Raw genomic sequence first — 25,644 nt, 5'->3', positions numbered from 1 at the left:
CCGCGCTCCGCCCTGTCGGATCCCTCGTCCGCCGTCCCGGCGGGCGGGTCGTCGAAGTCGTCCCCGACGGCGACCTCCCCCCTCCTCCGAGCCCGACCACCTCACGGTCAGCTCGCCGAGCGCCTCGGCCTGCTCGAACGCGACCGCGCCCTCGCGGAAGAGCTCCAGCAGCGCCAGGAAGCGCGAGACGACGACGGCGGTGCCCGCCGCGTCCTCGGTCAGGGTGCGGAAGGTGGCGCTGCGCAGCCGGCGCAGCCGGCCGACGATGATCGCGGCCTGCTCCCGCACGGGCACCACGGGGGTTGTGGAGGTGGGTCAGCTCGACGGCGGGGGGGGCCGGGGCCGCGGCGCGAGAGCCCGCGCGGCGAGCCGGGGCGCCTCCGGCGTGGTCTCCGCCGTCTCGCGGGAGCCGGTGGCGGACCCCTCCGGCCTCGTCGCCGGGTTCGCGGACGCGACGGGGGAGTACCTGCCCCTCGCGGTGACGCTCAACGGCTCACGGGTGCTCGACGCCGCCGCCCGCCTCCTCGGCGTCGACCACGCGGGCCTCGCCGAGCTGGCGCTCGCCGCCCGCCCCGGCGCGGACGGGCTCACGCTCGTGCCCTACCTCGAGGGGGAGCGCACGCCCAACCTGCCGGACGCGACGGGCTCGTTCCTGGGGCTCTCGCTGGCGTCCATGACGCGGGAGAACGTCGCGCGCGCCGCCGTCGAGGGGCTGCTGTGCGGCCTCGCCGACGGACTCGCCGCGATGCAGGACCAGGGCGTGCCCGTCGAGACCGTGCGCCTTGTTGGTGGCGGCGCCCGCTCCGAGGCCGTGCGGCGCATCGCGCCGGCCGTGCTCGGTATGCCCGTGCAGGTACCCGACCCGGGGGAGTACGTGGCCGACGGCGCCGCCCGCCAGGCCGCCTGGACCCTGGCGGGCACGGCGGAGCCGCCCGGGTGGTCCGCGTTCCGGGTCCGCACCTACGAGGCCGAGCCGACTCCCGAGGTCAGGGAGCGCTACGCCGCCCGGCGGCACCTGATCGCCGGGCGGGGAGCCTGACCGCCCGTCCCGCCTGGTCCGGCCCCTGAGCTCCGACGCCGACCGTGAGTCTGGCAGGCGTTCGCGGGCGGGACGGAGTCCTCGGCGCGCGGTGCGTGCCGGGGGCCCTGCGCTTCCTTCCCCGGGCCACGGACTCCGCCGCGGCCAGCACGGAGATGGACGTGGGCTGACCGAGAAGGTCAGGGCGTACCGCGCCGACCCCAAGGTCGATGAGCCCCCAGGCGGCCACGGAGGCCGCCGGCATCCTCAGGGGCGGTGCGCGAAGGCCTCCAGCAGGCCCGAGTCGCCGCTGACGATGAGCAGGTCCTCACCGCCGATCCTGGTCGACTCGGTGGCGTACTCGAACGGCTCACCGGGCGGCTTGACGCCGATGACCGTGACGCCGTAGCGCTCCCGGATCTTCGTCTCCCCGACGGTGAAGCCGTGCGTCTCGCGCGGTGGCCGCATCTTCACGATCGTGAAGCCGTCCTCCATCTCGATGTAGTCGAGCATGCGGCCGGAGACCATGTGGGCCACCCGGGCTCCGGCGTCGTACTCGGGGTAGACCACGTGGTGCGCGCCGATGCGCCGCAGGATCCGGCCGTGCTCGGCGCTGATCGCCTTGGCCCAGATCTGCGGGATCTCGAGGTCGACGAGGTTGGCGGTGATGAGCACCGACGCCTCGAGGGAGGTGCCCACCCCGACCACGGCCACCTGGAACTCCTCGGCACCGAGCTGCTCGAGCGCGTCGGGGTTGGAGGCGTCCGCCTCGACCAGGGGGAGGCGGTGCGACCACTGCTGGACCAGGTCAGGGTCCTTCTCGACGGCGAGCACCTCCCGTCCCAGCTTCTCTAGGGTCGCCGCCATGGCGGCGCCGAACCGGCCGAGGCCGATGACGAGCACCCCGGTGTTCCGGGACACCTGCTTCTCACTCATGAACACTCCTTGGTCGAGCCTCACCCGATGACCGGGCGCTCGTTGGGCATGCGGATGACCCGGCGCCGCTCCCGCAGGGCCAGGGCGGCGGCCATCGTCATGGTGCCGGTGCGGCCGGCGAACATCAGCGCGCTGAGCACGTACTTGCCCGCGTCCGGCAGGTCGGGGGGTGATGCCGGTGCTCAGCCCCACCGTGGCGAAGGCGGAGATCACCTCGTACAGGATCACGTCGAGGTGGAGGTCGGTGAGCGTGAGCAGCGCCAGCGTGGCGATGCCCACGAGCGTGGAGCCGAGGAACGCCACGGACACGGCGAGCCGGACGGTGGTGGAGCCGATCCGCCGGCCGAAGGCCTCGACGTCACGGTCGCCGCGCGCCTCGGCGACGATCGCGAGCACGAGCACCGCGAACGTCGTGACCTTGATGCCGCCCGCCGTCGAGGCGGAGCCGCCGCCCACGAACATCAGCGCGTCGGAGAGGAACCAGGTGGCCTCACGCGCCTGCCCGATGTCGACGGTCGCGAGCCCGGACGACCGCACGTTCGTGCCCTGGACGAGGCTGGCGAGGACCTTCTCGTCAAACTGCAGCGGCCCGAAGGTGGCCGGGTTGGTCCACTCGAACGCGCCGATCGCCAGGATGGACCCGGCCATGAGCAGGCCGTACGTGGTCAGCGTCAGCTTGGTGTGCAGGTTCCACCTGGTCCACGGGGGGCGGCGGCGCCGCTCCCGGAAGCTGCGGGCGACGTCGAGGATCACGGGGAACCCGATGGCCCCGACCGCGGTGCCGACGACGATCGGCAGCCCCAGCCACCAGTCGCCGACGAACGGGAGGAGACCACCCTCGATGATGACGAAGCCGGCGTTGTTGAAGATGCTCAGCGCCATGAACAGCCCGTGCCACAGCGCCGCGCCGAACGACTCCCCGAGCGCGAGGAAGCGCGGCACGAGCACCACGGTCAGGGCGGCCTCGATGACGAGCGAGGCGACGATGACGGCCCGCACCAGCGAACCCACCTCGCCGAGCCGGGTTGTCCTGGTCTCGGAGGCGGCGAGCATCCGCTGGGTCAGTCCGATCCGGCGGGAGACGGCGAGGCCGAGGATCGACGCCAGCGTCATCACACCCAGCCCGCCGATCTTGATCCCGACGAGGATCACGGCCTGACCGAACGGCGACCAGTACGTCGCCGTGTCCACGGTGACGAGGCCGGTGACGCACACCGCCGACGTCGCGGTGAACAGGGCGTCGGCGAAAGGCGCCCGGACGCCGTCGGCCGTGGCCGCCGGGAGCGAGAGCAGGACGGTGACGACGGCGACGATCGAGGCGAAGACCAGGAGCGCGAGCCGGGCGGGAGAGCTGCGGGCCACGTGGTCCAGCCAGTCCCGGCCGGTCCGGAGCACACCGGAGATCCGTGTCTCCTGCACGCGCCCTCCCGATCGTCGCCCCCGCGCGTCCGCGCAGGTCGGGAACACTCTGGCACAGGGCGGGGCCGTCGGCCCTGCGGCACGGCGCCGGCGCGCGGAGCCGGGTGCCCCCGGGCACTACGGTGGCGCTATGGCTGGGACGGTGTTGATCTGGTCCGACGAGCTCGTCGGCTACGACTTCGGTGTCGGGCACCCCATGGCGCCGATCCGGCTGGTTCTCACGCACGAGCTGCTGTCCGACCTGGGCCTGCTGGACCTGCCCGGTCTCGAGATCCTCCCGGCGCCGCTCGCCTCGGACGACGACCTCCGGCTCGTCCACACCGCCGACTACGTCGCCGCCGTCCGTGAGGCCGAGGAGGACGGACGCGCCAGGCCCGAGCGGGGGGCTGGGCGACGGCGACACCCCCGGTCTTCGGTCGTGTGCACACCGCGTCGGCGCGCATCGTCGGTTCCACCCTGGCGGCCGCACGCGCCGTGTGGAACGGCGACGCCCCGCGCGCGGTGAGCCTGGCCGGCGGCATGCACCACGCGATGGCGCAGCGTGCCTCGGGTTTCTGCGTCTACAACGACGTCGCCGTCTCGATCGCGTGGCTGCTGCAGGCGGGTGCGCGCCGGGTCGCCTACGTCGATCTCGACGCCCATCACGGCGACGGCGTCGAGCGCGCCTTCTGGGACGACGACCGGGTCCTCACGATCTCCGTGCACCAGCACCCCGGCACGCTCTTCCCCGGCACCGGCTACCCGCAGGACGTGGGATCGGCCGCCGCCCGCGGCACCGCCGTGAACGTGGCGCTGCCGGCGGGCACCTCCGACGACGGGTGGCTGCGTGCGGTCGAGGCGCTCGCCGCCCCGCTCGTCCGCGAGCATGCGCCCGACGTGCTGGTGACGCAGCACGGCTGCGACTGCCACCGCAGCGACCCGCTCGCCCAGCTCGACGTCTCCGTCGACGCCCAGCGCCGCTCCGCGCTGCTCATGGCGGAGCTCGCCGACGCCCATGCGGGTGGCCGGTGGCTGGCGACCGGCGGTGGTGGGTACGAGGTCGTGGGGGTCGTGCCGCGCGCCTGGTCCCACCTCGTGGGCGTGGTGGCGGGGCATCCGGTCGACCCCGCCACGCCGGTGCCGGAGTCGTGGCGGCAGATGGTCCGCGACCTCGCGGACGTCACCGCGCCGGACACGATGTCGGACGGCCGGGACGCCGTCGTCCGGCGCTTCTCCGAGGGGTACAACCCCGACGACGGCGCGGACCGCGCCATCATGGCGACCCGCCAGGCGGTCTTCCCCTGGTACGGGCTGGACCCGTACCTGGACTGAGGAGCCACCCCCGCCGGCCGGTGTCCGCGACCGCGGACCTGTGGACGTGAACCGGCGGATGTCTTGCGGCGCGAAGCATTTCCGCCCGGGCGCACTTACCCCTATATTTCGTCCAAGAGAGGCCGCCCGCCTGGGCGGTACCGACAAGAACGGGTGGACATGGCCGAGCAGCTGGGAGCGCCGCGGTTCCTCACCGTCGCCGAGGTCGCCGAGCTCATGCGGGTGTCCAAGATGACGGTCTACCGCATGGTGCACTCCGGGGAGATCCCCGCGGTGCGGATGGGCCGCTCGTTCCGTGTGCCCGAGGCCGCCGTCGAGAAGATGATCTCGGACGGGCTCGGCGACCACTGGGGCGCCGTCGGGGAGGCCCGGTAGGGCCTCGGACCTCCCACCCGACAGGTCACCTCCCGCTCGGTAGGGCGTACGCCCGCCGAACGGGTAGACTCCCCCTGTTCTGCGCGCGGCCGGGGCCGCGTGCGTCCGACGTCCGTGCCGATCACCAGTGAGGTCCCCTATGGGCTCTGTCATCAAGAAGCGCCGCAAGCGCATGTCGAAGAAGAAGCACCGCAAGCTGCTCCGCAAGACCCGCCACCAGCGTCGCAACAAGAAGTGACGTCCGCGCCCGCCGAGAGGGCGCACTGACCCCAGGCCCGGCCGAGTGCCGGGCCTGAGTCGTACCTGGTCGAAAAGCCGTCCGGACGACCCGCGCGACCGCGGCGCCGAGAGGCTGGACGGGCGGGACGGTGCGCAGGTGGGACGTGCGCGGGTCAGACCCGCGCGCGGGCTCTGATCTGCCGGACCGTGGCGCGGACGACGACGGTCCCGGCCCACACCGCGCCCGCCCAGCGGGCGGACCGCGCGCCGGCGCGCAGGTCGTCCCGCACCGAGCGCCGGCGACGGCGGAAGTCCCGGACCGGCCAGCCCGCCTCGGCGGCGTGCGCCCGCAGCCGAGGCTCGGGGTTGATCGCGCACGGGTGACCGACGGCGGAGAGGATCGGCACGTCGTTGACGGAGTCGCCGTAGGCGTAGGACGCGGCGAGGTCGATGCCACGTTCGGCGGCGAGGGTCCGGACCGCCAGCTCCTTGCCGGCGCCGTGCAGCATCGTGCCCTCGAGGCGGCCCGTGTAGTAGCCGTCGACCGCCTCGACACGGGTGCCGAGCGCACCCGTCGCACCGAGCCTGCGGGCGAGGAGGTCGGAGATCTCGGTGGGTGTGGCGGTCACCAGCCAGACCTCGTGGCCCGCGTCGAGGTGGGACTGCAGCAGCGCGCGGGTGCCCGGGAAGATCCGCAGCCCGAGCATCTCGTCGTAGACCTCCTCGCCGACGGAGATGATCTCGGCCACCGAGCGCCCGACCATCAGCCGCAGCGCCCGTTCCTTGATGGCCGCGATGCGCCGCAGGTTCTCGCCGAAGAGTGCGTACGCCAGCGCGTGGCGCATGGCGAAGAGGATGTCGCGCAGCCCGAAGAACCTCCGCCGGCGCAGCTCGCGCGCCAGGTGGTAGGCGCTGGCCCCACGCACGATCGTGTTGTCGACGTCGAAGAACGCGGCGAGCCGCGAGGCCCCGGCAGGCCCGTCGGGCGCGTCCCGGGGGGCGTCGGGCGCGGCGGACGGCACCGAGGTCCCGCTCGGGGCGTGGACCGTCGGCCCCGAGCGGGCGGCCACCTGGGTGGTGCCCGACCCCGGTGCGACCGCCGTGCGACTCGTCACGGACGCGGGGAAGGTCTGGGCCGACGCGGCCCTGTGACCGTGGCCTCCCCGGGGCGGCCCCGGTGCGCCGTCGTCCCGACGCCGTGGTCTCGCGCGCCGTCGTCCCGACGCGGTCGCCTCCCGCGCCGACCGTGGACAGCGTCTTGCACTCGGGCGGTGAGAGTGCCAATATCGAGTTAGCACTCTCGTCGTGAGAGTGACAAGACAGACCGGCTGGCCGGTGAGGCCCGGTGCGAGGCGGGACGTGACCGTCCTCGGGCCGGGTCGTCCGTCGCGGGCACCCGTCAGCCACACCACCACACCGTGGAGGAACCAGCATGGCCAAGACCATCGCCTTCGACGAGGAGGCCCGTCGCGGCATGGAGCGGGGTCTCAACACCCTCGCCGACACCGTCAAGGTCACCCTCGGCCCCAAGGGCCGCAACGTCGTCCTGGAGAAGAAGTGGGGCGCCCCCACGATCACCAACGACGGCGTGTCCATCGCCAAGGAGATCGAGCTCGAGGAGCCGTACGAGAAGATCGGCGCCGAGCTCGTCAAGGAGGTCGCCAAGAAGACGGACGACGTCGCGGGTGACGGCACCACCACCGCCACCGTGCTCGCCCAGGCTCTCGTCCGCGAGGGCCTGCGCAACGTCGCCGCCGGCGCCAACCCGATCGCCCTGAAGAAGGGCATCGACAAGGCCGTCGAGGTCGTCATCGAGAAGCTCTTCGAGCAGGCTCGCGAGATCGAGACCAAGGAGCAGATCGCCGCGACCGCCGCGATCTCCGCCGGCGACCAGGCCATCGGCGAGCTCATCGCCGAGGCCCTCGACAAGGTCGGCAAGGAGGGCGTGGTCACCGTCGAGGAGTCCAACACCTTCGGCCTCGAGCTCGAGCTCACCGAGGGCATGCGCTTCGACAAGGGCTACCTCTCGCCGTACTTCGTCACCGACGCCGAGCGCCAGGAGGTCGTCCTCGAGGACGCCTACGTGCTGCTCGTCGAGTCGAAGATCTCCAACGTCAAGGACCTGCTGCCGCTGCTGGAGAAGGTCATCCAGTCCGGCAAGCCGCTGGCGATCATCGCCGAGGACGTCGAGGGCGAGGCCCTGGCCACCCTCGTCGTCAACAAGATCCGCGGCACCTTCAAGTCGGCCGCCGTCAAGGCCCCCGGCTTCGGCGACCGCCGCAAGGCGATGCTGCAGGACATGGCGATCCTCACCGGTGGCCAGGTCATCTCCGAGACCGTCGGCCTCAAGCTCGAGAACGCCGACCTCGACCTGCTCGGCCGCGCCCGCAAGGTCGTCATGACCAAGGACGAGACCACCATCGTCGAGGGCGCCGGCGCCGCGGACCAGATCGAGGGCCGCGTCGCGCAGATCCGCGCCGAGATCGAGAACTCCGACAGCGACTACGACCGCGAGAAGCTGCAGGAGCGTCTGGCCAAGCTGGCCGGCGGCGTCGCCGTCATCAAGGCCGGTGCCGCCACCGAGGTGGAGCTCAAGGAGCGCAAGCACCGCATCGAGGACGCCGTCCGCAACGCGAAGGCTGCCGTCGAGGAGGGCATCGTCGCCGGTGGTGGCGTCGCCCTCATCCAGGCCGCCAAGGACGCGTTCGAGGGCCTCGAGCTCCAGGGCGACGAGGCGACCGGTGCGGCCATCGTGAAGGTCGCGGTGGACGCCCCGCTCAAGCAGATCGCCGTCAACGCCGGCCTCGAGGGCGGCGTCGTGGCGGAGAAGGTCCGCTCCCTCCCCGCCGGCCAGGGCCTCAACGCCGCGACCGGCGTGTACGAGGACCTCCTCGCCGCGGGCGTCAACGACCCGGTGAAGGTGACCCGCTCTGCCCTGCAGAACGCGGCCTCCATCGCGGGCCTGTTCCTCACCACCGAGGCCGTCGTGGCCGACAAGCCGGAGAAGGCCCCTGCGGCCGCCGGCGGTGAGCCCGACATGGGCGGCATGGGCTTCTGATCCCGCCCCGCTGACCGGCGGACGACGCCGGAGAGCGACCACCGAAGGGCGGCATCCCGCAAGGGGTGCCGCCCTTCGTCGTGTCCGGGGCCGGTCCGTCGCTCCGGTGCGGGCGTTCCCGTCTGGCGCGGGGGGCCGGTTCGCCGAGTGCGGTGTTTTGTGCTGCGTGCGGGCGGCCGGTGTGGTCTAGTGCGGTGTTTCGCGCTGCGTGCGGGCGTTTCCGCCGAGTGCCCCCGTGAGTACGCCCGCACTCGGCGGAGAAGGCCGCGCTCGGCGGGAAGGGGTGCACTCGGCGCAGAAGGCCGCGCTCGGCGGGAAGGGGTGCACTCGGCGCACATCAGTGATCGCCGCGCCCTCGACCGTCTCGCAGGCTCCGAACCGCCATGGCGAGCAGGCCCGCGACGGCGCCCCAGAGAGCGTTGGTCGCCAGGACGGGCACGACGGCGAACGGCACGATCGCTCCGGGGCGACCCACCCTGCCGACCACAGACGGACTCCACGAGGAACCCCGGGTCCCTAGCCTGGGAGGATGCAGCGGTCCGGTGGCGCGCTCCCCGAGGTGGACCCGCGGCTGGTCGACGGCGTCCTCGCCGTCGGCATGGCGCTCGCGGTGGCCGTCCTCGTCGCCGCCGAGCTGGAGGGCACCGAGCGCACCGGACCCGGCGCGTACCTCTTCGCCGCCGGGTTCGGCGGGCTGATGCTCCTGCGCCGGCGCTTCCCGGTGGGGGTGCTCGCCGTGACCGTGCCGGGCGTCTTCGTCTACTACATCCTCGGCTTCCCGCCGATCGGCATCGCCCTGCCCGCGGTGGCGGCGCTCTACTCGGCCGCCGAGCAGGACCGCACGCGGTGGGCCGTGGGGGCCGGCGCGGTGCTGGTGGTGGTGGCGGCGTACTACCGGATCGAGGAGGGCCAGCCCGCCGAGTACCTCTACGGGTACGAGCTGCTGACGAACGTCGCGCTCGTGGCGGCCGCCGTGGCGCTCGGCGTGGCGGTGCGGGTGGGGCGCGAGTCGCGCCAGCGGGCGGAGCAGGTCCGGGTCCTCACGGCCGCGGAGCAGGCGCGCGTCGTCGAGTCACAGCTCCAGGCGGAGCGGATGCGTATCGCCCGGGACCTGCACGACGTCGTCGGCCACACGATGTCGGTCATCTCCGTGCACTCCGCTGTCGCGGCCGAGGCGGTCGGGAGGGACGACGGCGCAGCCCGCGAGGCGCTCGAACGAGTGCGCGAGGCCGCGTCCTCCACCATGCGCGAGCTGCGCGCGACGGTGAAGGTGCTGCGCGGCCCTGCGGCCGCGGAGCCGGGGCGCGGCACCACCGGGCTGGCCGGCGTGGGGGACCTCGCCCGGGCGGCCGGGCAGGCCGGGCTCGAGGTCGACGTGGCGTCCGGGTCCCGCCGGGTGTCCTCGACGGCGCCGTCGACGCCGCGGCCTACCGCATCGTCCAGGAGTCGCTCACCAACGTGCTCCGCCACGCCTCCGCCCGCCGCGCCGAGATCGTGGCGAGCGTGGCGGACGGGCGGCTCCGCCTGCGGGTGACGGACGACGGCGTCGGCACCGGCCGGCACGGACGCCCGACCACCGTCGTGCCTGCCCGGGACGGTGCTCCGGCCGGCGGCGGTCAGGGCATCCCCGGCATGCGGGAACGCGCCGCCGCCGTGGGTGGCACCCTCGAGGCACGGGACAGACCCGACGGCGGTTTCGCCGTCGTCGCCGACCTACCGGTCAGACTGGACCCATGATCGAGATCGTGCTCGTCGACGACCAGGAGCTGGTCAGGACCGGGCTGCGCGCGCTCGCCGAGCACGACGGCGACATCGCCGTGGTGGCGGAGGCCTCCACCGGACGTTCGGGCCTGGCCCGCGTGCGAGAGCACCGGCCGGACGTGGTGCTGATGGACATCCGCATGCCCGACATGGACGGGCTCGAGGCGACCCGCGCGATCGTCGCCGACCCGCACCTGCGCGAGGTGCGCGTCCTGGTGCTGACGACGTTCGACGAGGACGAGCACGTCCTCGAGGCCGTCCGGTCGGGCGCGGCGGGGTACCTGCTCAAGGATGTCTCGCCGGCAGAGCTGCGTCACGCCGTGCGCGTGGTGGCGGCGGGGGAGTCGCTGCTCTCGCCCTCGGTGACGTCGACGGTCATGCGGTCCCTCGCCACCGCCCGCGTGGCCCGGGTCGACGAGGGGAGGCTCGCCGCCCTGACGGCGCGCGAGCGGGAGGTGCTCGAGCAGGTCGGACGCGGGCTGACGAACGACGAGATCGCGGCGGCGCTGTACCTCAGCCCTGCGACGGCCCGCACCTACGTCAGCAGGATCCTGGGCAAGCTGGACGCCCGCGACCGCGCCCAGCTGGTCGTCCTCGCCTACGAGACGGGGCTCGTCGGACCCGGCCGGCAGCGGACCGGCGGCGCACCGGGCGGGCAGCAGCCGGGAGGCGCGTCGGGCCGGCAGCAGCCGGGAGGCGCGCCGGACCGGATGGTGGACCGGCAGAGCGAGCGACGCCCGCCGGGGCGGACGGGGCCGGTGAGGTCAGCGCCGGAGATGGATCTTGTGGTGCTCGATGGCGGCGAGGTCGTCGGACGTCGCCCTCAGCAGCCGGTCCGCGAGGTCCCGCAGCGCACGAGCGGTGGCGAGCTCCTCGCCGATCTCGGGCACGTCCTGGTCCTCGGGGTTGCGGCGGGCGCGGCCGTAGCCGTGCATCGGTGTCGGTGCCGACGTGGTCAGGACCGCGTGCGCGGTGGTGACGGCCTCGTCGGAGCGCACCTCCTCGGCGTCGAAGATCTCGATCCGCACGTTCCACGTCTTCGTCATGACGGCTCCTCGGGAGGCACCCTGGCGCGCGACGGTGCAGCGCCGGGATCGTGCCTCCATGGTCCGCCGCTCGGGGTGGGGGCGTCCAGGGGGACGCCCGGTGGACGGACGGCCTGCCGTGGCCGTCACCCGACCTCCGCTCAGCCCGCCGGTCCGCCGAGCCGCGCGAGCTCGCCGCGGAGATTCTGCCGGGCCGGCGCCTCCCACCGGGCACGGCCGGACGCGGTGGCGAAGAGGTGCTCGTGCGCGAGGAGGCCGCTCAGCACGGCGGCACGCCCGCGCCGGAAGTCGTGTTCGGGCACCCGCTGGTACTCGGCGCGGACCGCAGCCGCGTACCGCCCGTAGCGGCCCGGCGAGGAGCCCAGGATAGCGAGGTCGGCGTCGCACAGGACGGCGCCGGCGGCATCGCCCGCAGCGGGCGCGTGGCCCGCGGTCACCAGCACGAGCCGCTGCACCTCGGCGACCGTCGAGGGGTCGGCGCCCAGACGGGTCAGGTGTTCTCGCGCCAGCTCGGCGGACCGCCGCTCGTCTGTGCCGGGTGCGAGGTCGTAGACGGCGTCGTGGAACCAGGCGGCGAGCTCCACCGTGACCGGCACCGCCTCGCCGTCCTCGCGAAGGAGATCGAGGTGGTGCAGGACGTCCTCCAGGTGCGTGAGGTCGTGGTACCGGCGGGGCGGCTCGTCCCACCGGCGGAGCAGCTCGACGCCCACCTCGGTCCACCCGGCAGAGACGGGGGTGCGCTCGGGGGCGCCCCGGTCACGTCCTCCGCCCGCTGCCACGGTCCGCGCGGCGAGCGCCGCCCAGCGTCGGGTGAGGTCCGCGGCGCGCCGGCGGTGCTTCTCCTCGCGCCGGTCGGCTCCGCGGACCCGCAGGCCGGACGCCCGCAGCCGGGCCACCAGCTCCCGCCCGGGGACGAGCTGGGCGCCCGCCGCCACGAGGGACTCGAGGCGTTCGGCCGGGACGTCGTAGTGGTCCAGGTCGAACGAGCGGGACGGCAGCCCGTTGGCGCGGGCGAAGCTGTGCAGCTCGTCCAGCGACCGGTCGGAGACGAGGTGGGCCCAGACCGTCCCGTGGGCGGGCCAGCGGGGCTGGTCGACGAGGATGGCCACCCGGCCGATGCTACGGCGGGAGGCCCGCGTCGAGGGGAGCGCCGTCGGTAGGCAGGTGCGCCCGGGAGGCGCTCAGCGGGCGAACAGGCCCTGGGCCGAGGTCTCCGCGTCGGCGTAGGTGCGCGACGCGGTGTCGAGGGCGATCGTGATCTGCTCCAGCGACGCCTCCACCTGCGCCTGGGTGGCGCGCCACTGGTCCGCGCACGAGCCGAACGCCGCCGAGGCCGCGCCCGTCCAGGAACCCTGGAGCTGGACCAGATGGTTCATCATGGCGGTCACCTCCGCCCGGATGGTCGAGGTCGTCGTGCGGGTCTGCGCGGCGGCGAGCGCCACCTCGGCGCTGTCGACCTGGAACCGGGCCATGGGTCTGCTCCTCCCCTCCGCGCCACCGTGGCGCGGGTACGACGAGGACGCTACGAGCAGGTGCCGGGGCGCCGGCGGCGCGCGACGCGGTGCTGTGGACGCGGTGGCGGCTGGGCGCCGCTGTGGACGCGGCGGCTGGGCACCGCCGTGGACGCGGCGGCTGGGCACCCCCTGTGCACACTGCGGCGGCGGCTACTTCTTCCTGTCCTTCTTCCGGCGCGGCCGGTGGAAGAAGTCGGGCTCGCGCTCCATGCCGTGCTGCGGGGCACCGCCGTCCCTGCGCGTCCTTCCGGCCGCGGGCTGCGCGTCGACGAGCGGCGGCACCTCCTCGGCGGCGTGCCGGGGGCTCGACCGCGGCGGGGCGGGCCGCCGAGTCCGGAGTCCCCGGGCTCGACGCAGTCGACGAGCTGGGCGGCGTCGGCGGCGTGAGCGTGGACGCGGCACTCGCCCGGCGCTCGCGCAGCGGTGAGAGCAGGTGCTCCCGCTCCGCCCGGGCCGCCAGTCGTCGCTCACGCTGCAGCCGGTCGCGTTCCGCCTGCTCGCGGCGCTCACGGGCCGCCTGCTCGATGAGCTCGCGCGAGGAGCGGGCGACCGCCGTGCCGGGCCCCGCCCTGGAGCGGATCGCGGAGCTGATCGTCAATCTCAAGCGGCCGCTCCGTCGTCGTCTCCGCCGGCGGTACGCGCGAGCCGCTCGACCCGGTGCGCTTCCTGGGCAACCGGTCCTCCGGCCGCCAGGGTGTCGCCCTCGCCCGTGCCGCGGCGCGGCGCGGCGCCACGGTGACGCTCGTCGCCGCCAACATCGACGACGGACTCGTCCCGGACCACCCCGCGATCGCGGTCCGGCGCGTCGAGACGACGCTGGAGCTGCGCGACGCCGTCCGTGACGCGGGAACCCGGGCCGACGTCGTCGTCATGGCGGCCGCCGTGGCCGACTTCCGCCCGGCCACGACGACGGCGCACAAGATCAAGAAGACCACGTCCGGGCCCGCTCCGATCGAGCTCGAGACGAACCCCGACATCCTGGCCGAGCTCGCCGCCGATCGGCTCCGTGACGGGCAAGTGGTCGTCGGCTTCGCCGCCGAGACCGGCGACGAGGCCGGGGACGTGCTCGCCCACGGGCGTCAGAAGGCGCGCCGCAAGGGCGCCGACCTGCTCGCCGTCAACGAGGTCGGCGTCGGCCGCGGCTTCGGTGACGTCCCGAACGAGGTCACCATCCTCGACGCGGAGGGCTCCGTCGTCGGGCGGGGGAGCGGGAGCAAGGACGAGGTCGCGGACGCGGTGTGGGACGCCGTCGCGGCCCGGCTGCGCGCTGCCACTACGATCGAGCGGTGACTTCTTCCCTGCGTCAGTTCACGTCCGAGTCGGTGACCGAGGGACATCCGGACAAGGTCTGCGACCGGATCTCGGACACGATCCTCGACGCGATCCTCGAGCAGGATCCGTTGGCGCGGGTCGCGGTGGAGACGGTGGTGACCACCGGTCTGGTCCACGTGGTCGGCGAGGTGACGACCGACGCCTACGTGGAGATCCCGCAGATCGTGCGGGACGAAGTGCGCCGAATCGGGTACACCTCGTCCGCCATCGGGTTCGACGGGTCCTCGTGCGGGGTGTCGGTCTCGATCGGGCAGCAGTCGGCCGACATCTCGGCCGGGGTCTCCAAGTCGCTCGAGGGCCGCACGGGCGCCGGGGTGTTCGACGAGCTCGACATCCAGGGCGCGGGGGACCAGGGGCTGATGTTCGGCTACGCGTGCGACGACACCCCCCAGCTCATGCCGCTGCCGATCTTCCTCGCGCACCGGCTCGCGGAGCGTCTTGCGCTCGTCCGCAAGGAGGGGCTCGTCGCGGGCCTGCGCCCGGACGGCAAGACGCAGGTGACGATCGGGTACGAGGGGGACCGGGCGGTCTCGCTCGACACCGTGGTGGTCTCCTCCCAGCACGACGAGTGGGTCCGGCAGGACCTGCTGGCGGTCGCCGTGGACCGGCACGTCGTCGAACCCGTCCTCGAGGCGGCCGGGCTGGACCTCGCCACCTCCGGCTACGACCTGCTGGTCAACCCCACGGGCCAGTTCGTCATCGGCGGCCCGATGGGCGACGCCGGCCTGACGGGCCGGAAGATCATCGTGGACACCTACGGGGGGATGTCGCGCCACGGGGGCGGCGCATTCTCGGGCAAGGACCCGTCGAAGGTGGACCGGTCGGCGTCGTACGCGATGCGGTGGGTCGCCAAGAACGTCGTCGCCGCGGGGCTCGCGCGCCGCTGTGAGGTGCAGGTGGCCTACGCGATCGGGCGCGCGCACCCGGTGGGGCTCTTCGTGGAGACCTTCGGCACCGAGACGGTGCCGGTGGAGAAGATCGTGGCGGCGGTGCGGGAGGTCTTCGACCTGCGGCCGGCGGCGATCGTGCGGGACCTCGACCTCCTCCGCCCGATCTACCGGCACACCTCGGCGTACGGCCACTTCGGTCGCGAGCTGCCCGAGTTCACCTGGGAGCGCACCGACCGCGTCGAGGACCTGCGCAGCGCGGTCGCCTGACGGCCGGAGGGACGACGCCGGGCGGACCGTCCTGCGTGTCGTCGTCGCAGGGCCCCTGCGGCGCGTCGTCGGACGCCTGGCCCTCGGCGGCGTCGCGCGTGACGACATGTCGTCGGCGACCACCGGTTCGGGACGTCGCAGCGCCCCTGCGGCGCGTCATCGGGCCCCTGGCCTCGACGGGTCGTGCACGAGGTCTGCGTCACCGACCTCGGCGGACCCCGTCGGAACCTCGTCACGGGTTTAGCGGCACGACGGGGCACGCGGGGGCGACGTGTCTGCCGTCCGTGATGGAATCGGCTCATGATCACCTCGAGCGGCGCCCGCCACGAGCAGGGTTCGCTCCTGGACCTCCCGGCACGTCCGGCGACGCCTGTCGACGGCGACGGTGTCGTCAACCCGGTCGCCCGGGTGGTGGTCGACGTGCCGCTGCCGCACCTCGACCATCCCTTCGACTACCTCGTTCCGCCGGAGATGGACGGCAACGCCGTCCCGGGTTCGCGCGTACAGGTCCGGTTCGCCGGCCAGGACCGGCCGGCGTTCGTCGTCGAGCGCCGTGCCGACACCGACCACCGCGGCACTCTCGCTCCGTTGCGCCGTGCCGCCTCCCCGGTGCCGGTGCTGTCACCGGCCGTGCTGCGGCTCTGCCGTGCGGTGGCGGACCGGTATGCGGGGACTCTCATGGACGTCGTGCGGCTCGCCGTGCCGCCGCGGCATGCCGCGACCGAGAGGTCGGTGCTCGAGAAGCGCGCCGCGCGGCCTGCGGCGCCTCACCCGGTGCCGGTCCCGTCCGGTGACGCCTGGGCGTGCTACACGGGCGGGCCGGCGTTCCTGCGTCACCTGGCCGCGGGGGAGAGTCCCCCGGGCCGTATGGACGGCGCTGCCCGCTCACAGCTCCCGGTCTTCGGGTCCCTCCGGCCCCGGCGGCCCGCCGTCTGCCGCCGACGGTCCCGGCGCCTCACCTTCGGCCGCCGGTTCCCCCGGTGCCTCGCCCCCAGCCGGGGGCCCTGAAACGTCGCCTCCAGCCGGCGACCCGGAATTCTCGCCTCAGGTCGCATCCGGCGCAGCGCGACCTGCGCCGTGGACGGCTGCGATCGCGGAGGCGGCGCACGCAACACTCGCCTCTGGGCGCGGGGTCCTGGTAGTCCTTCCCACCAACCGACAGGTGGACGACGTCGTCGCCGCAGTCAAGGACGCACTTCCTGACGAACCGGTCGCGCGTCTGACGGCCGACGACGGGCCCGCCCGCCGTTACCGCGCCTTCCTCGGGGTGCTGCTCGGCGACGTCCGCGTGGTCGTCGGCACACGTGCCGCGGCGTTTGCTCCGGTGGTCGACCTCGGGCTCGCCGTCGTCTTCGACGACGGCGACGACCGCCTCGCGGAGCCTCGCGCCCCGTACGCGCACACGAGGCAGGTGCTCGCGCTGCGCGCAGACCTCGAGGGGGCGGCCCTCCTCGTCGGCGGCTTCGCCCGCACCGTGGAGGCACAGCTGCTCGTCGAGCGGGGATGGGCGCACCCGGTGCAGGCGCCGCGAGCCGTCGTACGGGAGGCGGCCCCGCGTGTGCTCGCTCCGTCCGACGTCGACCTGGCCCGCGAGGGCCCGGCGGCCGCCGCTCGCATCCCGCGTCCGGCGTGGGAGCTCGCGCGCTCGGCGCTCGAGCGTGGTCCCGTGCTGGTCCAGGTGGCCCGTGGGGGTTACCTGCCCGTCGTGGCCTGCGCGCGTTGCCGGGAGCCGGCACGGTGCGGCGCCTGTCACGGGCCCTTGCGCCTCGAGCGGACGGGGGCGGCCCCGACATGCTCGTGGTGCGGGCGTCACGCCACGAACTGGCACTGTCCGACCTGCGGCCACGGCGCGCTCAGGGCGGCCCGGGTGGGCTCGTCGCGCACCGCCGAGGAGCTCGGCCGGGCGTTCCCGTCCGTACCTGTGGTGGTGTCCGGGGCCAGCGGCAGCCACGGCGTCGTCGAGACGGTCGACGACAGGTCGCGGCTCGTGGTGGCGACACCGGGTGCCGAGCCGACGGCAGCGGGGGGGTACGCCGCCGCGCTCATCCTCGACGCCGCGGCGATGACGTCGCGCCCCGAGCTGTGGGCCTCTGCGGAGGCGCTACGCCGGTGGCTCGGGGCCGCGGCGCTCGTTCGCGGCGCAGCCGACGGCGGAACCATCATGCTGCTCGGCCGACCGGCCCCCGTCCCGGCTCAGGCGATGGTGCGGTGGGACCCTGCCGGCTTCGCGGCCCGCGAGCTGAGCGAGCGCAGAGAACTCGCCTTCCCGCCTGCCGCGCACATGGCATCTCTTCAGGGAGCCCCGCGAGCGGTGCACTCGCTGCTCGATCACCTCGTTCGTTTCGACGGGCTTGAGGTGCTGGGTCCGGTGGAGGTCGAGGATGGTGACGTGCGCGCCCTGCTACGCGCCCCTCGCCGGTCAGGTGCAGAACTCGCAAAGCGGCTCGCGCAGGCTTCGGCCGTCCGGAGCGCACGCAAGGAGGACGGCGCCGTCCGGATGCAGGTGGACCCGCCCGACCTCTGGTGACCCGCAGTGCGGGGCGCAGTCTCTAGCTAGAGACGGCGCCGCCCGGCCGAGGCGACGCTCTGACGAGAGCGGTCGCCCCTCCGGCAACCGGATCTGAGGCGCCTCGGAGAACAGAGGACGTCCCTCCGGCAACCGCACCCCAGTCGCCCCCGGACGACAGAGGACACCCCTCGGCAGCCGCAGCTGAGGCCCTGTGACCAGACGTGGCGACACGCTCACCCAGGGGGACGACCCGCCGACGAGCTGACGCGGACGGGCGACCATACTGGAGCACGGATGACCCCGTGCGTGCAGGATGGGCTGGTGGAACGGATCGCACGCGCTGCTCGCCCGGAAACCCTCGGAGCAAGCCCTGCCGCCTACGACACGGTTGTCTTCGACCTCGGACGGGTCCTCGTAGGGTGGGAGCCCTACCTCGCGCTGTCGGACAGGATGACCAGGGACGAGTGGGAGACCTTTTCGGCGACGGTCGACTTTCCGGCTGTGAATCATGCGATGGACGCCGGCCTGTCGCACGCCGAGGCGATTGAGCGCGTCGCGGCGAGCCACCCGGAGCACCGGTCCACCCTCGCCCGGTACTGCAGCAACTTCGCCGCCACCCTAACCGGACCGGTTGCCGGGACGACCGCGATCGTCGAGGAGCTCGCGGCCGCCGGCGTTCGTCTCGTCGGCCTGACCAACTGGTCGGCCGAGACTTTCCACCACGCAGCAGTGTCGGCACCGGTGATCGAGCGTCTCGAGAGCGTCGTCGTGTCGGGGCGGGAGGGCGTCGTCAAACCCGACCGGGCGATCTTCAAGATCGTTCTAGAACGTCACGATCTCCGGCCGGAGGCGACGGTGTTCGTGGACGACTCTCCCGCGAACGTCGCAGGGGCAGAGTCCGTCGGAATCCGCGGGGTTCTCTTCACCGACGCGGCCCAGCTCCGTGCGGACCTCGTTCAGCTCGGGTTCCTACGCGATGCGCCGGGACATCAGAATGGTGGCTCGGCTGGCTGAGGCGGCAGGTCTCCGTCGTCCCACAACGGCAGGCGGTGTGGCCGTCCGGCAAGGACGGAAGTCGCGGAACGCTGCGAAGCGGGCGAGACCGTTGCGGTGGACGAGTCCGGCGCAGCGGATGAGACCGTTGCGGTGGACGAGCCCAGCGCAGCGGATGAGACCGTTGCGGTGGACGAGCCCGGCACAGCGGATGAGACCGTTGCGGTGGGAGAACCGGGTGCAGCGGGCGAACCCGGCGAAGCGGGGGAGCCCGACGCAGAGGATGACCGGGATTTGGACGGATGCGCCTCTGACAGTTGAGGCGTGGTCGCGCCGTCGCTCGTGCGGACCTTGTCCCAGGCATCGAGAAGCGCAGCGGCCCGAGGGGGTGGCGAGGGCGAGCGCGGAACCTCGTCCGGAGCGGGCTGCCCGCGCCCACGAGGGGCTCGATGTCTTGTCCCGAGCAGAGAGCCGTCGGCCCGGTAGAACGCGAACCCGTCGGTGAGCGGCACGATCCTGATGTTCTCGTTGTGTACGACGTGGTGATGATAGGTGCACAGCGTCGCAGCGTTCGCTGCCGACGTCGGGCCACCGCGGGAGTACCACACGATGTGGTGGACCTCCGACCAAGCCGCCCGGATCGTGCAACCCGGCCAGACGCAGGTCCTGTCCCGTGTGGTCACGGCCCGACGCAGCTCGCGGGTGAAGGTCCGCTGCGTCAGGCCGACGTCCAGCGGTGCGGACCCGGCCGTCATGACGACGCGCGTGATCTCGCAGTCGCACACCAGACGCAGCAGCTCCCGCAGCGGGACGACGGTGCCGTCCTCGAGCTCGGCCGGGGCGACGTCGGGTAGGCGAGGCCTGCCGGTGGGTCTGGCGGAGACGGTGCACGCCGCAGATCTCTGCACCGCCTCGACATCTGCCTGAGAGCCGTCGGCACGGAGACCGAACGCGGCACCAGAGCCGTGCGTCTCGTCGACCTTGGCCGCCGTCGTCTCGTCGACCGCCTCGAGATGGGTCCGTGACGCCACCCAGCTCTCCTCGTCGATCACCAGCGCGACGTGCGGGCGGACCTGCGCTCCGTTGAGATCTGCGCCGACCTGCAACGCCCTCGACGCAAGCATGACGAGCGCGTCGGCGTGGCGTTGCTCACGGGAGCGCGAGTCGTCGGCGGCGAGGGGGCCGGCGACGGTGTCGAGCGCCGTCTCGACCAGCACGCCACCGACTTCGTCGAGCTGCCACCGTCCGGACCGGCCGCCTCCGGCGGACCTCCCGAAGGACACCGACCTCCGACGCCAGGTCGCGTCGAAGGCTTCCTGAGCCGCTTCGGCGTCGATCTTCGCAGCCCGCCGTCGCGCCTCCTTGGCGAGTTCGGGCGCACTGAGGTTCTTGTTCTTCGCGTGCTCGACAAGGTCGGCGGCAACGCCGGAGTCGAGGGCCTTCTTCACCTCGTCGGAAGCACCCTCGCGCACGCGGGCCAACGCCCTCGCATGCTCGATGTTGAGGGCGCCTGTGTCCACGGCCCGGGCGACGTCCGGCATCGCGTCCAACCCCGCGGCCACGGTGAGCTCCCCGGACGCCGAGCCGCGCCCGGCGCCGGTGGTCCGGGCCCGCCAGTCCACGAAGTCGCGGTCGCGAGCGGAGCCCCACCGGCCGTCCTCCTTGTGCGCCAGGAGAACCCGGCCGCGGTAGACGGTCAGGTCGCGGATCACGGCGTCGAGCCCACCGATGACGTCCTCGCGTTCCGCGGGCTGCCAAGACCTTGCCGCAGTGGCGGTGGCCTGCTCACGGAGTGCACCGACCGCGTCCCGCACCGCCCGCAGAAGAGCCGCGGGACCGATGGTCTCCGCGCCTTCCACGGCCGTCGCGAGCGACATGGCTGATCTCTCCCATCGAGTTCGAACGCTTGTACCAGACGCTACCGGCGCCGTCCGACATCGGGGATCGTCGGCGGAGGTCCTGTGGATGCCGTGGCACCTGAGTGCCTGTGAACCCGGCCTATCCAGCGTGTGCGAGGAGGCGTGCCACCCGACGTCCTGCGCCGTCGTGAAGCGCCGCCCCGACCGGGAGGCGCCAGAGCCGCCGCCGCGGCCGCGACGTGCCAGAGCGCCGCCCCGACTGTGAGGTGCCAGAGCCGCCGTCCGACTGCGACGTGCCAGAGCCGCCGCCCCGACTGCGACGTGCCAGAGCCGCTGTTCGGCCCGGCACCTAGACTCAGTCACCATGCGCCTCCTGTTCGCCGGCACGCCCGAGGTGGCACTGCCGAGCCTGCGTGCCCTCATCGACTCGGAGCACGACGTCGTCGCCGTCCTGACACGGCCCGACGCACGCCGGGGCCGCGGCCGCACCCTTCATCAGAGCCCCGTCGCCGAGCTCGCCCGGCAGGAGGGGATCGAGGTCCTGACGCCCCGCAGCCTTCGTGAGGACGGAATCGCCGAACGGATCATGGAGCTCGACCTCGACGTAGCGCCCGTCGTCGCGTTCGGGGGGCTCGTGCCACCCCACCTTCTCGACGTCCCGAGGCACGGCTGGGTCAACCTCCACTTCTCCCTGCTGCCCGCCTGGCGCGGTGCGGCCCCGGTGCAGCGCGCCATCATCGCCGGCGACGAGATCACCGGCGCCAGCGTCTTCCAGCTCGAGGAAGGTCTGGACACCGGGCCGGTCTACGGGACCCTCACCGAGGCGATCGGCCCGCGCGACACGGCCGGCGACCTGCTCGCCCGCCTCGCCGGCAGCGGAGCCGGCCTTCTCGTCGCCGCCCTCGACTCCATCGCCGCCGCCACCGCACGGCCCGAGCCGCCAGCCCGCCGACGGCGTAAGCCTCGCCCCGAAGCTCGAGGTCGCCGACGCTGCCGTTCGCTGGGCCGACCCCGCCATGGCCGTGGACAGGCTCATCCGTGGCTGCACGCCCGCCCCCGGCGCCTGACGGCACCCGGACCGCCGGCGCCGGGGCGGCGGCGAGGTCGGCGGCGGCCCCGGTGGTGGCCGTGACCTTCCCGGCCACCCGGCGACGGATGCGCAGGCGGGGGTCGGACAGGTCGTTCAGGCCCTCGCCGACCAGCGTGACGCCCATGACCAGGAGCACGATGGCGAGGCCGGGGAAGACCCCCGTCCACCAGATGCCGGAGGCGACGTCGGAGAGTGCGCGGTTGAGGTCGTACCCCCACTCGGCGGCCGCGGTCGGCACGATGCCGAAGCCGAGGAAGCCGAGGCCGGCGAGCGTGAGGATCGCCTCCGAGGCGTTGAGGGTGATGATCAGCGGCAGCGACCGGGTGGCGTTGCGCAGCACGTGGCGGAACAGGATCCGACCGGTGGAGGCGCCGATCACCTGCGCGGACTCGACGAACGGCTCGGCCTTGAGCCGGACCGTCTCGGCGCGCACCACCCGGAAGTACTGCGGCACGAACACCACGGTGATCGAGATCGCGGCCGCCATGATGCCGCCCCACTTCGACGACTGCCCGCCCGAGATGACGATCGACATGACGATCGCCAGCAGCAGGGTCGGGAAGGCGTAGACGGCGTCCGCGATCGTGACGAGGACGCGGTCGAGCCAGCCGCCGAGGTAGCCGGAGAGCAGGCCCAGCAGCACGCCGAGGAAGAGCGAGGCGGCGATGGCGATGACCACCGTCGAGATCGCGGTCTGGGCGCCCCAGATGACCCGGGAGAGAACGTCGAAGCCGCCGACGGTCGTGCCCCAGGGATGCGCGTCGCTGGGCGGGGCGGTGCGGGGGAAGCTGCCGCCGTCGTCGGAGAGCTGGTTGAAGGAGTACGGCGCGAGCGCGGGGGCGAGGAGCGCCATGAGGACGAACATCAGGCACAGCAGCAGGCCGGCGACGAGCATGCCGCGCTGCAGGCCGACGCTCTGGCGCAGCTGCCAGATCACGGGCAGCTTGTGCCAGCGGGGCTCGCGGGAGGTGCCGTGGACGACGGTGGTCATCTCAGTACCTCACCCTCGGGTCGATGAGCGCGGCGAGGACGTCGACGAGGAAGTTCGTCACCGCCACGATCACGGCCAGGAGCGCGACGATGCCCTGGACGGCGACGAAGTCACGTGCGCCCAGGTACTGGGCGAGGGTGAAGCCGAGGCCCCGCCACTCGAACGTGGTCTCGGTGAGGACGGCGCCGCCCATCAGCAGGGCGATCTGCAGGCCCATCACGGTGATGACGGGGATCAGCGCGGGCTTGTACGCGTGCTTGCGCAGGAGCCGGCGCTCGCCGACCCCGCGCGACCGCGCGGCGTCGACGTACTCGCGTCCGAGCGTCCCGATCAGGTTCGTGCGCACCAGACGGAGGAACACCCCCGCCGTGAGCAGCCCCAGGGTGATGGCAGGCAGGGCCACGTGGGCCAGGACGTCGGAGATGAGGTCCCAGCGGCCGGTGCGCAACGAGTCGACGATGTTGATGCCCGTCGATCCCGAGATGCGGCCGAGGATGAGCTGGACGTCCGGGCTGGCGCGCCCGGACAGCGGGAACCAGCCCAGCCAGACCGAGAAGACCAGCTGCAGCAGGAGGCCGGCGAAGAAGACCGGGGTGGCGTAGCAGAGGATCGCGAAGACGCGCAGCACGGCGTCGGGGAGGCGGTCGCGGCGGGCGGCGGCCTGCATGCCGAGCGGGACGCCTACCGCGAAGGCCACGATCAGCGCGAAGACGACCAGCTCCAGCGTGGCCGTGCCGTAGGTGAGGAGGATGTCGCTGATCTCGCGGTCGTCGGTGACGGTGCGCCCGAAGTCGCCGGTGACGATCTGGCCGAGGTACTCCCCGTACTGCACGATCACCGGCCGGTCGTACCCCGCGGCGGCGAGCCGCTCGGCGAGCTGGGCCTCGGTGAGCCGGCCGCCCACGGAGGCGGTGATCGGGTCGCCCGCGACCCTCATCAGGAAGAAGACGAGGGTCACGAGGATGAAGACCGTGGGGATGATGAGCAGGAAGCGGACGACCATGTAGCGCAGCAGGCCGGAGCCCTGCGCCCTGACCGTGGGGGCCGCCTCGACGGTTCGTTCGTCGACGATCGCCAACGGGTGATGCTCCTTCGGGTGGTGCGAGGACCGCGGCGGCGGGCCGCGGTCGGGAGCGCGGGGACGGGACGCCGCCGGGGGGCGGCGTCCCGTCCGGGCGGCTCAGCGCGTCAGCGGCGCGTAGCGGAACTTGAACGACGCGTCGAGGGTGACGCCCTGGATGTCGTTCTGGGCGACCGCGACCTGGGCACCCTGGAGGTACGGCACGGTGGAGAGGTCCTCGGCGACGAGCTGCTGGATCTGCTCGATCTTCGCCGTGCGCTCGGCCTCGTCGGGCGTGGTGGCCTGCTCGATGATGAGGTCGTTGACCTCCTGGTCCTCGTAGTGGTTGCCCAGGAAGTTCTCCGTGAGGAAGAACGGCGTGAGGTAGTTGTCGGCGTCGGAGTAGTCCGGGAACCAGCCCAGCTGGTACGCGGGGTAGAGGTCCTCGCGGCGCTCGGTGGAGTAGGTGTCCCAGAGGGTCGAGGCGAGGTTCACCTCGAAGAGCCCGTCCGCCTCGAGCTGGCTCTGGATGAGCGCGTACTCGTCGTCGGAGGAGTTGCCGTAGTGGTCCGGGCTGTACTGGAGGTTCAGCTCGACAGGGGTCTCCACGCCGGCGTCGGCCAGCACCTGCGCGGCGGCGTCCGCGTCGGCGCCGCCCTGGCCGTCGCCGTACAGCTCCTTGAGCGGCTCGGCCGCGCCCGTGAGGCCCTCGGGGACGTAGGAGTACAGCGGCGTGTAGGTGCCGGCGTAGATCTCCTCCGACAGGGCCTGCCGGTCGAGACTGTGCGCCACCGCCTGGCGCACGGCCAGGGCCTTGGCCTCGTCGGCCTCCGGCGTCTCGGCGCCGTAGGGCTGGGTGTTGAAGTTGAAGACGATGTAGCGGATCTCCCCGCCGGGGCCGTCGTGGATGGTGAGGTTGTCCGCCCCCTCGAGGTCCTTGAGGTCCGTCGGGCTCAGGGAGCGGAACGCCACGTCGACGTCGCCCTCCTGCACCGCGAGCTTCAGGGAGGTCTCCTCGGTGAAGTACTGCGCCGTGACCGTCCCCGTCTCGGCGGCGCCGAGGACGCCGTCGTACCCGTCGAACGCCTCGTACCGGATGAGCTCGTTCTCGGTGTAGTCGGTGATCGTGTACTGCCCGGCGAAGGCGTTGCCCGACACGATCTCGTCCGACGGCGTGACGGAGTCGGCGGAGAAGACGTCCTCGTCGACGATCGGGCCCACCGGGGGAGGAGAGGATCTGCGGGAAGATGACGTCGTCGGGGGTTCTTGAGGTGGAAGACGGCGGTGAGGTCGTCGACGACCTCGACGCTGTCCAGGTTGTACAGCAGCGAGGACGGGCCGTTGGGGTCGGCGATCGCCAGCTGGCGGTCGAAGGTGAACTTCACGTCCGAGGCCGTCAGCTCGTTGCCGTTGGCGAAGGTGAGGCCCTCCTTGAGCTTGACCGTGTACTCGGCCGGGGCGGTGAACTCGGCGGACTCGGCGATGTCCGGCTCGACGTCGGGGCTCCCGTAGGGGGTGTTCATCAGGAACGGGAACACCTGGTTCTGCACCGCGAAGGAACCGTTGTCGTACGACCCGGCCGGGTCGAGGGCGGTGATGACGTCCGTGGTGCCGACGGTGATGCTCCCGCCGCCGCCCGTGCCGCCGGTGCCGTTGGTCGTCCCGCGGTCGTCCGTCTCCGCGCAGGCGGCCAGCACGAGGGCGAGGGCCGCGGAGGCGCCGACGGCGCAGAGCGCACGTCGTCGTGTTCCTGCAGGTGCCATGGGTATTCCTCTTCTGTTCTGGCGGGCACCCCGTGTGCCCGGAACCGGCGCGGGCTGTGAGCCACGTCTCGGAAGGCCCTTGTCTAACACACCCGGGCCTCGCCACCGACCAAAGGCCCTCGGCGATGCACAAATGCAACCGTCCGTGGGCGCACCCGCCGGTCCCGGGCGGCGCGGCGCTGGACGTCCGGAAACGCCCGGGAGTCCGGCTCCCTGCGCCGGTTCGCACGGGT

Annotated in this window: 22 protein-coding genes and 6 pseudogenes; 15 read left to right on the top strand and 13 right to left on the bottom strand. The window is 73.1% G+C overall.

Features of this window, described 5'->3' with window-relative positions:
• Positions 1 to 156: 156 nt before the first annotated feature.
• Positions 157 to 288, bottom strand: a pseudogene (locus DA06_RS07715) (segregation/condensation protein A); the annotation flags it as partial.
• Positions 289 to 310: 22 nt separating this feature from the next.
• Here DA06_RS07715 and DA06_RS07710 point away from each other — a divergent pair.
• A complete protein-coding gene (locus DA06_RS07710; protein WP_418607317.1) occupies positions 311 to 1,039 on the top strand; it encodes an FGGY-family carbohydrate kinase in 729 nt (242 codons plus the stop codon).
• Between the two features lie 246 nt (positions 1,040 to 1,285).
• On the opposite strand, the gene DA06_RS07705 is transcribed toward DA06_RS07710, so the two are convergent.
• Both DA06_RS07705 and DA06_RS07700 read right to left on the bottom strand, forming a co-directional pair.
• Positions 1,286 to 1,954: a potassium channel family protein gene (locus DA06_RS07705; protein WP_418607315.1), complete on the bottom strand. Its 669-nt coding sequence runs from the start codon at positions 1,952 to 1,954 to the stop codon at positions 1,286 to 1,288.
• Positions 1,955 to 1,974: 20 nt separating this feature from the next.
• Positions 1,975 to 3,358 (bottom strand): annotated as a pseudogene (locus tag DA06_RS07700) (TrkH family potassium uptake protein).
• 157 nt (positions 3,359 to 3,515) lie between these two features.
• On the opposite strand from DA06_RS07700, the gene DA06_RS07695 reads away from it, so the two are divergent.
• The 4 genes from DA06_RS07695 (at position 3,516) to DA06_RS07680 (ending at position 5,297) form a co-directional block, all read left to right on the top strand.
• Positions 3,516 to 3,878, top strand: a complete 363-nt coding sequence (locus tag DA06_RS07695; RefSeq protein WP_418607313.1) for a hypothetical protein — start codon at positions 3,516 to 3,518, stop codon at positions 3,876 to 3,878.
• Positions 3,794 to 4,684, top strand: coding sequence for an acetoin utilization protein AcuC (locus tag DA06_RS07690; protein ID WP_418607311.1), 891 nt, complete (start codon positions 3,794 to 3,796; stop codon positions 4,682 to 4,684). Before DA06_RS07695 ends, DA06_RS07690 begins: the two co-directional genes overlap by 85 nt.
• A gap of 159 nt (positions 4,685 to 4,843) precedes the next feature.
• Entirely contained in the window at positions 4,844 to 5,059 is a 216-nt protein-coding gene (locus tag DA06_RS07685; RefSeq protein WP_043498826.1) for a helix-turn-helix domain-containing protein, read from the top strand.
• Positions 5,060 to 5,198: 139 nt separating this feature from the next.
• Positions 5,199 to 5,297, top strand: a complete 99-nt coding sequence (locus DA06_RS07680; RefSeq protein WP_005504750.1) for a 30S ribosomal protein bS22 — start codon at positions 5,199 to 5,201, stop codon at positions 5,295 to 5,297.
• Between the two features lie 154 nt (positions 5,298 to 5,451).
• Here the strand turns inward: DA06_RS07680 and DA06_RS07675 are convergent, their stop codons facing one another.
• Positions 5,452 to 6,393 carry an HAD family hydrolase gene (locus DA06_RS07675; RefSeq protein ID WP_418607304.1) on the bottom strand — a complete coding sequence of 314 codons (942 nt, stop codon included), beginning with the start codon at positions 6,391 to 6,393 and terminating at the stop codon, positions 5,452 to 5,454.
• A 317-nt stretch (positions 6,394 to 6,710) separates the two neighbouring features.
• Here DA06_RS07675 and groL point away from each other — a divergent pair, with 317 nt between their 5' ends.
• Complete coding sequence (gene groL, locus DA06_RS07670) at positions 6,711 to 8,336, top strand: chaperonin GroEL (protein ID WP_043498818.1); 1,626 nt, start codon at positions 6,711 to 6,713, stop codon at positions 8,334 to 8,336.
• A 337-nt stretch (positions 8,337 to 8,673) separates the two neighbouring features.
• Here the strand turns inward: groL and DA06_RS07665 are convergent, their stop codons facing one another.
• Positions 8,674 to 8,811, bottom strand: a complete 138-nt coding sequence (locus DA06_RS07665) for a hypothetical protein (RefSeq protein WP_418607302.1) — start codon at positions 8,809 to 8,811, stop codon at positions 8,674 to 8,676.
• Between the two features lie 54 nt (positions 8,812 to 8,865).
• Here DA06_RS07665 and DA06_RS07660 point away from each other — a divergent pair, with 54 nt between their 5' ends.
• The 3 genes and pseudogenes from DA06_RS07660 to DA06_RS07650 all read left to right on the top strand — a co-directional run.
• Positions 8,866 to 9,870 carry a sensor histidine kinase gene (locus DA06_RS07660; protein ID WP_418607301.1) on the top strand — a complete coding sequence of 335 codons (1,005 nt, stop codon included), beginning with the start codon at positions 8,866 to 8,868 and terminating at the stop codon, positions 9,868 to 9,870.
• Positions 9,795 to 10,073 (top strand): ATP-binding protein, encoded by a 279-nt coding sequence (locus DA06_RS07655; RefSeq protein WP_418607300.1) that lies wholly within the window; start codon positions 9,795 to 9,797, stop codon positions 10,071 to 10,073. Before DA06_RS07660 ends, DA06_RS07655 begins: the two co-directional genes overlap by 76 nt.
• Positions 10,070 to 10,684: pseudogene (locus DA06_RS07650) on the top strand (response regulator transcription factor); the annotation flags it as partial. The gene DA06_RS07655 and the pseudogene DA06_RS07650, both read left to right, overlap by 4 nt.
• Positions 10,685 to 10,861: 177 nt before the next feature.
• Here the strand turns inward: DA06_RS07650 and DA06_RS07645 are convergent.
• The 4 genes from DA06_RS07645 to DA06_RS07630 form a co-directional block, all read right to left on the bottom strand.
• Complete coding sequence (locus DA06_RS07645; protein ID WP_043498815.1) at positions 10,862 to 11,143, bottom strand: DUF1876 domain-containing protein; 282 nt, start codon at positions 11,141 to 11,143, stop codon at positions 10,862 to 10,864.
• A gap of 140 nt (positions 11,144 to 11,283) precedes the next feature.
• On the bottom strand, positions 11,284 to 12,252 hold the full coding sequence (locus DA06_RS07640; protein ID WP_043498813.1) for a DUF4031 domain-containing protein: 969 nt from the start codon (positions 12,250 to 12,252) through the stop codon (positions 11,284 to 11,286).
• 72 nt (positions 12,253 to 12,324) lie between these two features.
• Positions 12,325 to 12,615: a WXG100 family type VII secretion target gene (locus tag DA06_RS07635; protein WP_043498811.1), complete on the bottom strand. Its 291-nt coding sequence runs from the start codon at positions 12,613 to 12,615 to the stop codon at positions 12,325 to 12,327.
• 192 nt (positions 12,616 to 12,807) lie between these two features.
• Positions 12,808 to 12,939, bottom strand: coding sequence for a hypothetical protein (locus DA06_RS07630; protein WP_418607298.1), 132 nt, complete (start codon positions 12,937 to 12,939; stop codon positions 12,808 to 12,810).
• Between the two features lie 315 nt (positions 12,940 to 13,254).
• Here DA06_RS07630 and DA06_RS07625 point away from each other — a divergent pair, with 315 nt between their 5' ends.
• From DA06_RS07625 to DA06_RS07605, 5 genes are all read left to right on the top strand, one after another.
• Positions 13,255 to 13,947 (top strand): phosphopantothenoylcysteine decarboxylase, encoded by a 693-nt coding sequence (locus DA06_RS07625; protein ID WP_418607910.1) that lies wholly within the window; start codon positions 13,255 to 13,257, stop codon positions 13,945 to 13,947.
• Positions 13,944 to 15,146: a methionine adenosyltransferase gene (gene metK / locus DA06_RS07620; protein ID WP_043498803.1), complete on the top strand. Its 1,203-nt coding sequence runs from the start codon at positions 13,944 to 13,946 to the stop codon at positions 15,144 to 15,146. Before DA06_RS07625 ends, metK begins: the two co-directional genes overlap by 4 nt.
• A gap of 300 nt (positions 15,147 to 15,446) precedes the next feature.
• Positions 15,447 to 16,154 carry a hypothetical protein gene (locus DA06_RS07615; protein WP_052436491.1) on the top strand — a complete coding sequence of 236 codons (708 nt, stop codon included), beginning with the start codon at positions 15,447 to 15,449 and terminating at the stop codon, positions 16,152 to 16,154.
• Between the two features lie 154 nt (positions 16,155 to 16,308).
• Positions 16,309 to 17,673 (top strand): hypothetical protein, encoded by a 1,365-nt coding sequence (locus tag DA06_RS07610; protein ID WP_052436490.1) that lies wholly within the window; start codon positions 16,309 to 16,311, stop codon positions 17,671 to 17,673.
• A 303-nt stretch (positions 17,674 to 17,976) separates the two neighbouring features.
• Complete coding sequence (locus tag DA06_RS07605) at positions 17,977 to 18,669, top strand: HAD family hydrolase (RefSeq protein WP_418607297.1); 693 nt, start codon at positions 17,977 to 17,979, stop codon at positions 18,667 to 18,669.
• On the opposite strand, the gene DA06_RS07600 is transcribed toward DA06_RS07605, so the two are convergent.
• Positions 18,645 to 20,525, bottom strand: coding sequence for an HNH endonuclease signature motif containing protein (locus tag DA06_RS07600; protein WP_043498802.1), 1,881 nt, complete (start codon positions 20,523 to 20,525; stop codon positions 18,645 to 18,647). The genes DA06_RS07605 and DA06_RS07600 overlap by 25 nt on opposite strands.
• A 346-nt stretch (positions 20,526 to 20,871) precedes the next feature.
• On the opposite strand from DA06_RS07600, the pseudogene DA06_RS07595 reads away from it, so the two are divergent.
• Positions 20,872 to 21,571, top strand: a pseudogene (locus DA06_RS07595) (methionyl-tRNA formyltransferase); the annotation flags it as partial.
• A gap of 60 nt (positions 21,572 to 21,631) precedes the next feature.
• On the opposite strand, the pseudogene DA06_RS07590 reads toward DA06_RS07595, so the two are convergent.
• From DA06_RS07590 to DA06_RS07580, 3 genes and pseudogenes are all read right to left on the bottom strand, one after another.
• A pseudogene (locus DA06_RS07590) lies at positions 21,632 to 22,588 on the bottom strand (ABC transporter permease); the annotation flags it as partial.
• A 1-nt stretch (position 22,589) separates the two neighbouring features.
• Positions 22,590 to 23,591 carry an ABC transporter permease gene (locus tag DA06_RS07585; RefSeq protein WP_418607908.1) on the bottom strand — a complete coding sequence of 334 codons (1,002 nt, stop codon included), beginning with the start codon at positions 23,589 to 23,591 and terminating at the stop codon, positions 22,590 to 22,592.
• 177 nt (positions 23,592 to 23,768) lie between these two features.
• Positions 23,769 to 25,411, bottom strand: a pseudogene (locus DA06_RS07580) (ABC transporter substrate-binding protein).
• Positions 25,412 to 25,644 lie beyond the last annotated feature (233 nt).

The sequence above is a fragment of the Georgenia sp. SUBG003 genome (assembly GCF_000715355.2).
Lineage (GTDB): Bacteria > Actinomycetota > Actinomycetes > Actinomycetales > Actinomycetaceae > Georgenia.
Note: the sequence above shows the minus strand (reverse complement) of the source record. Positions and strands in the feature narration are given on the sequence as shown.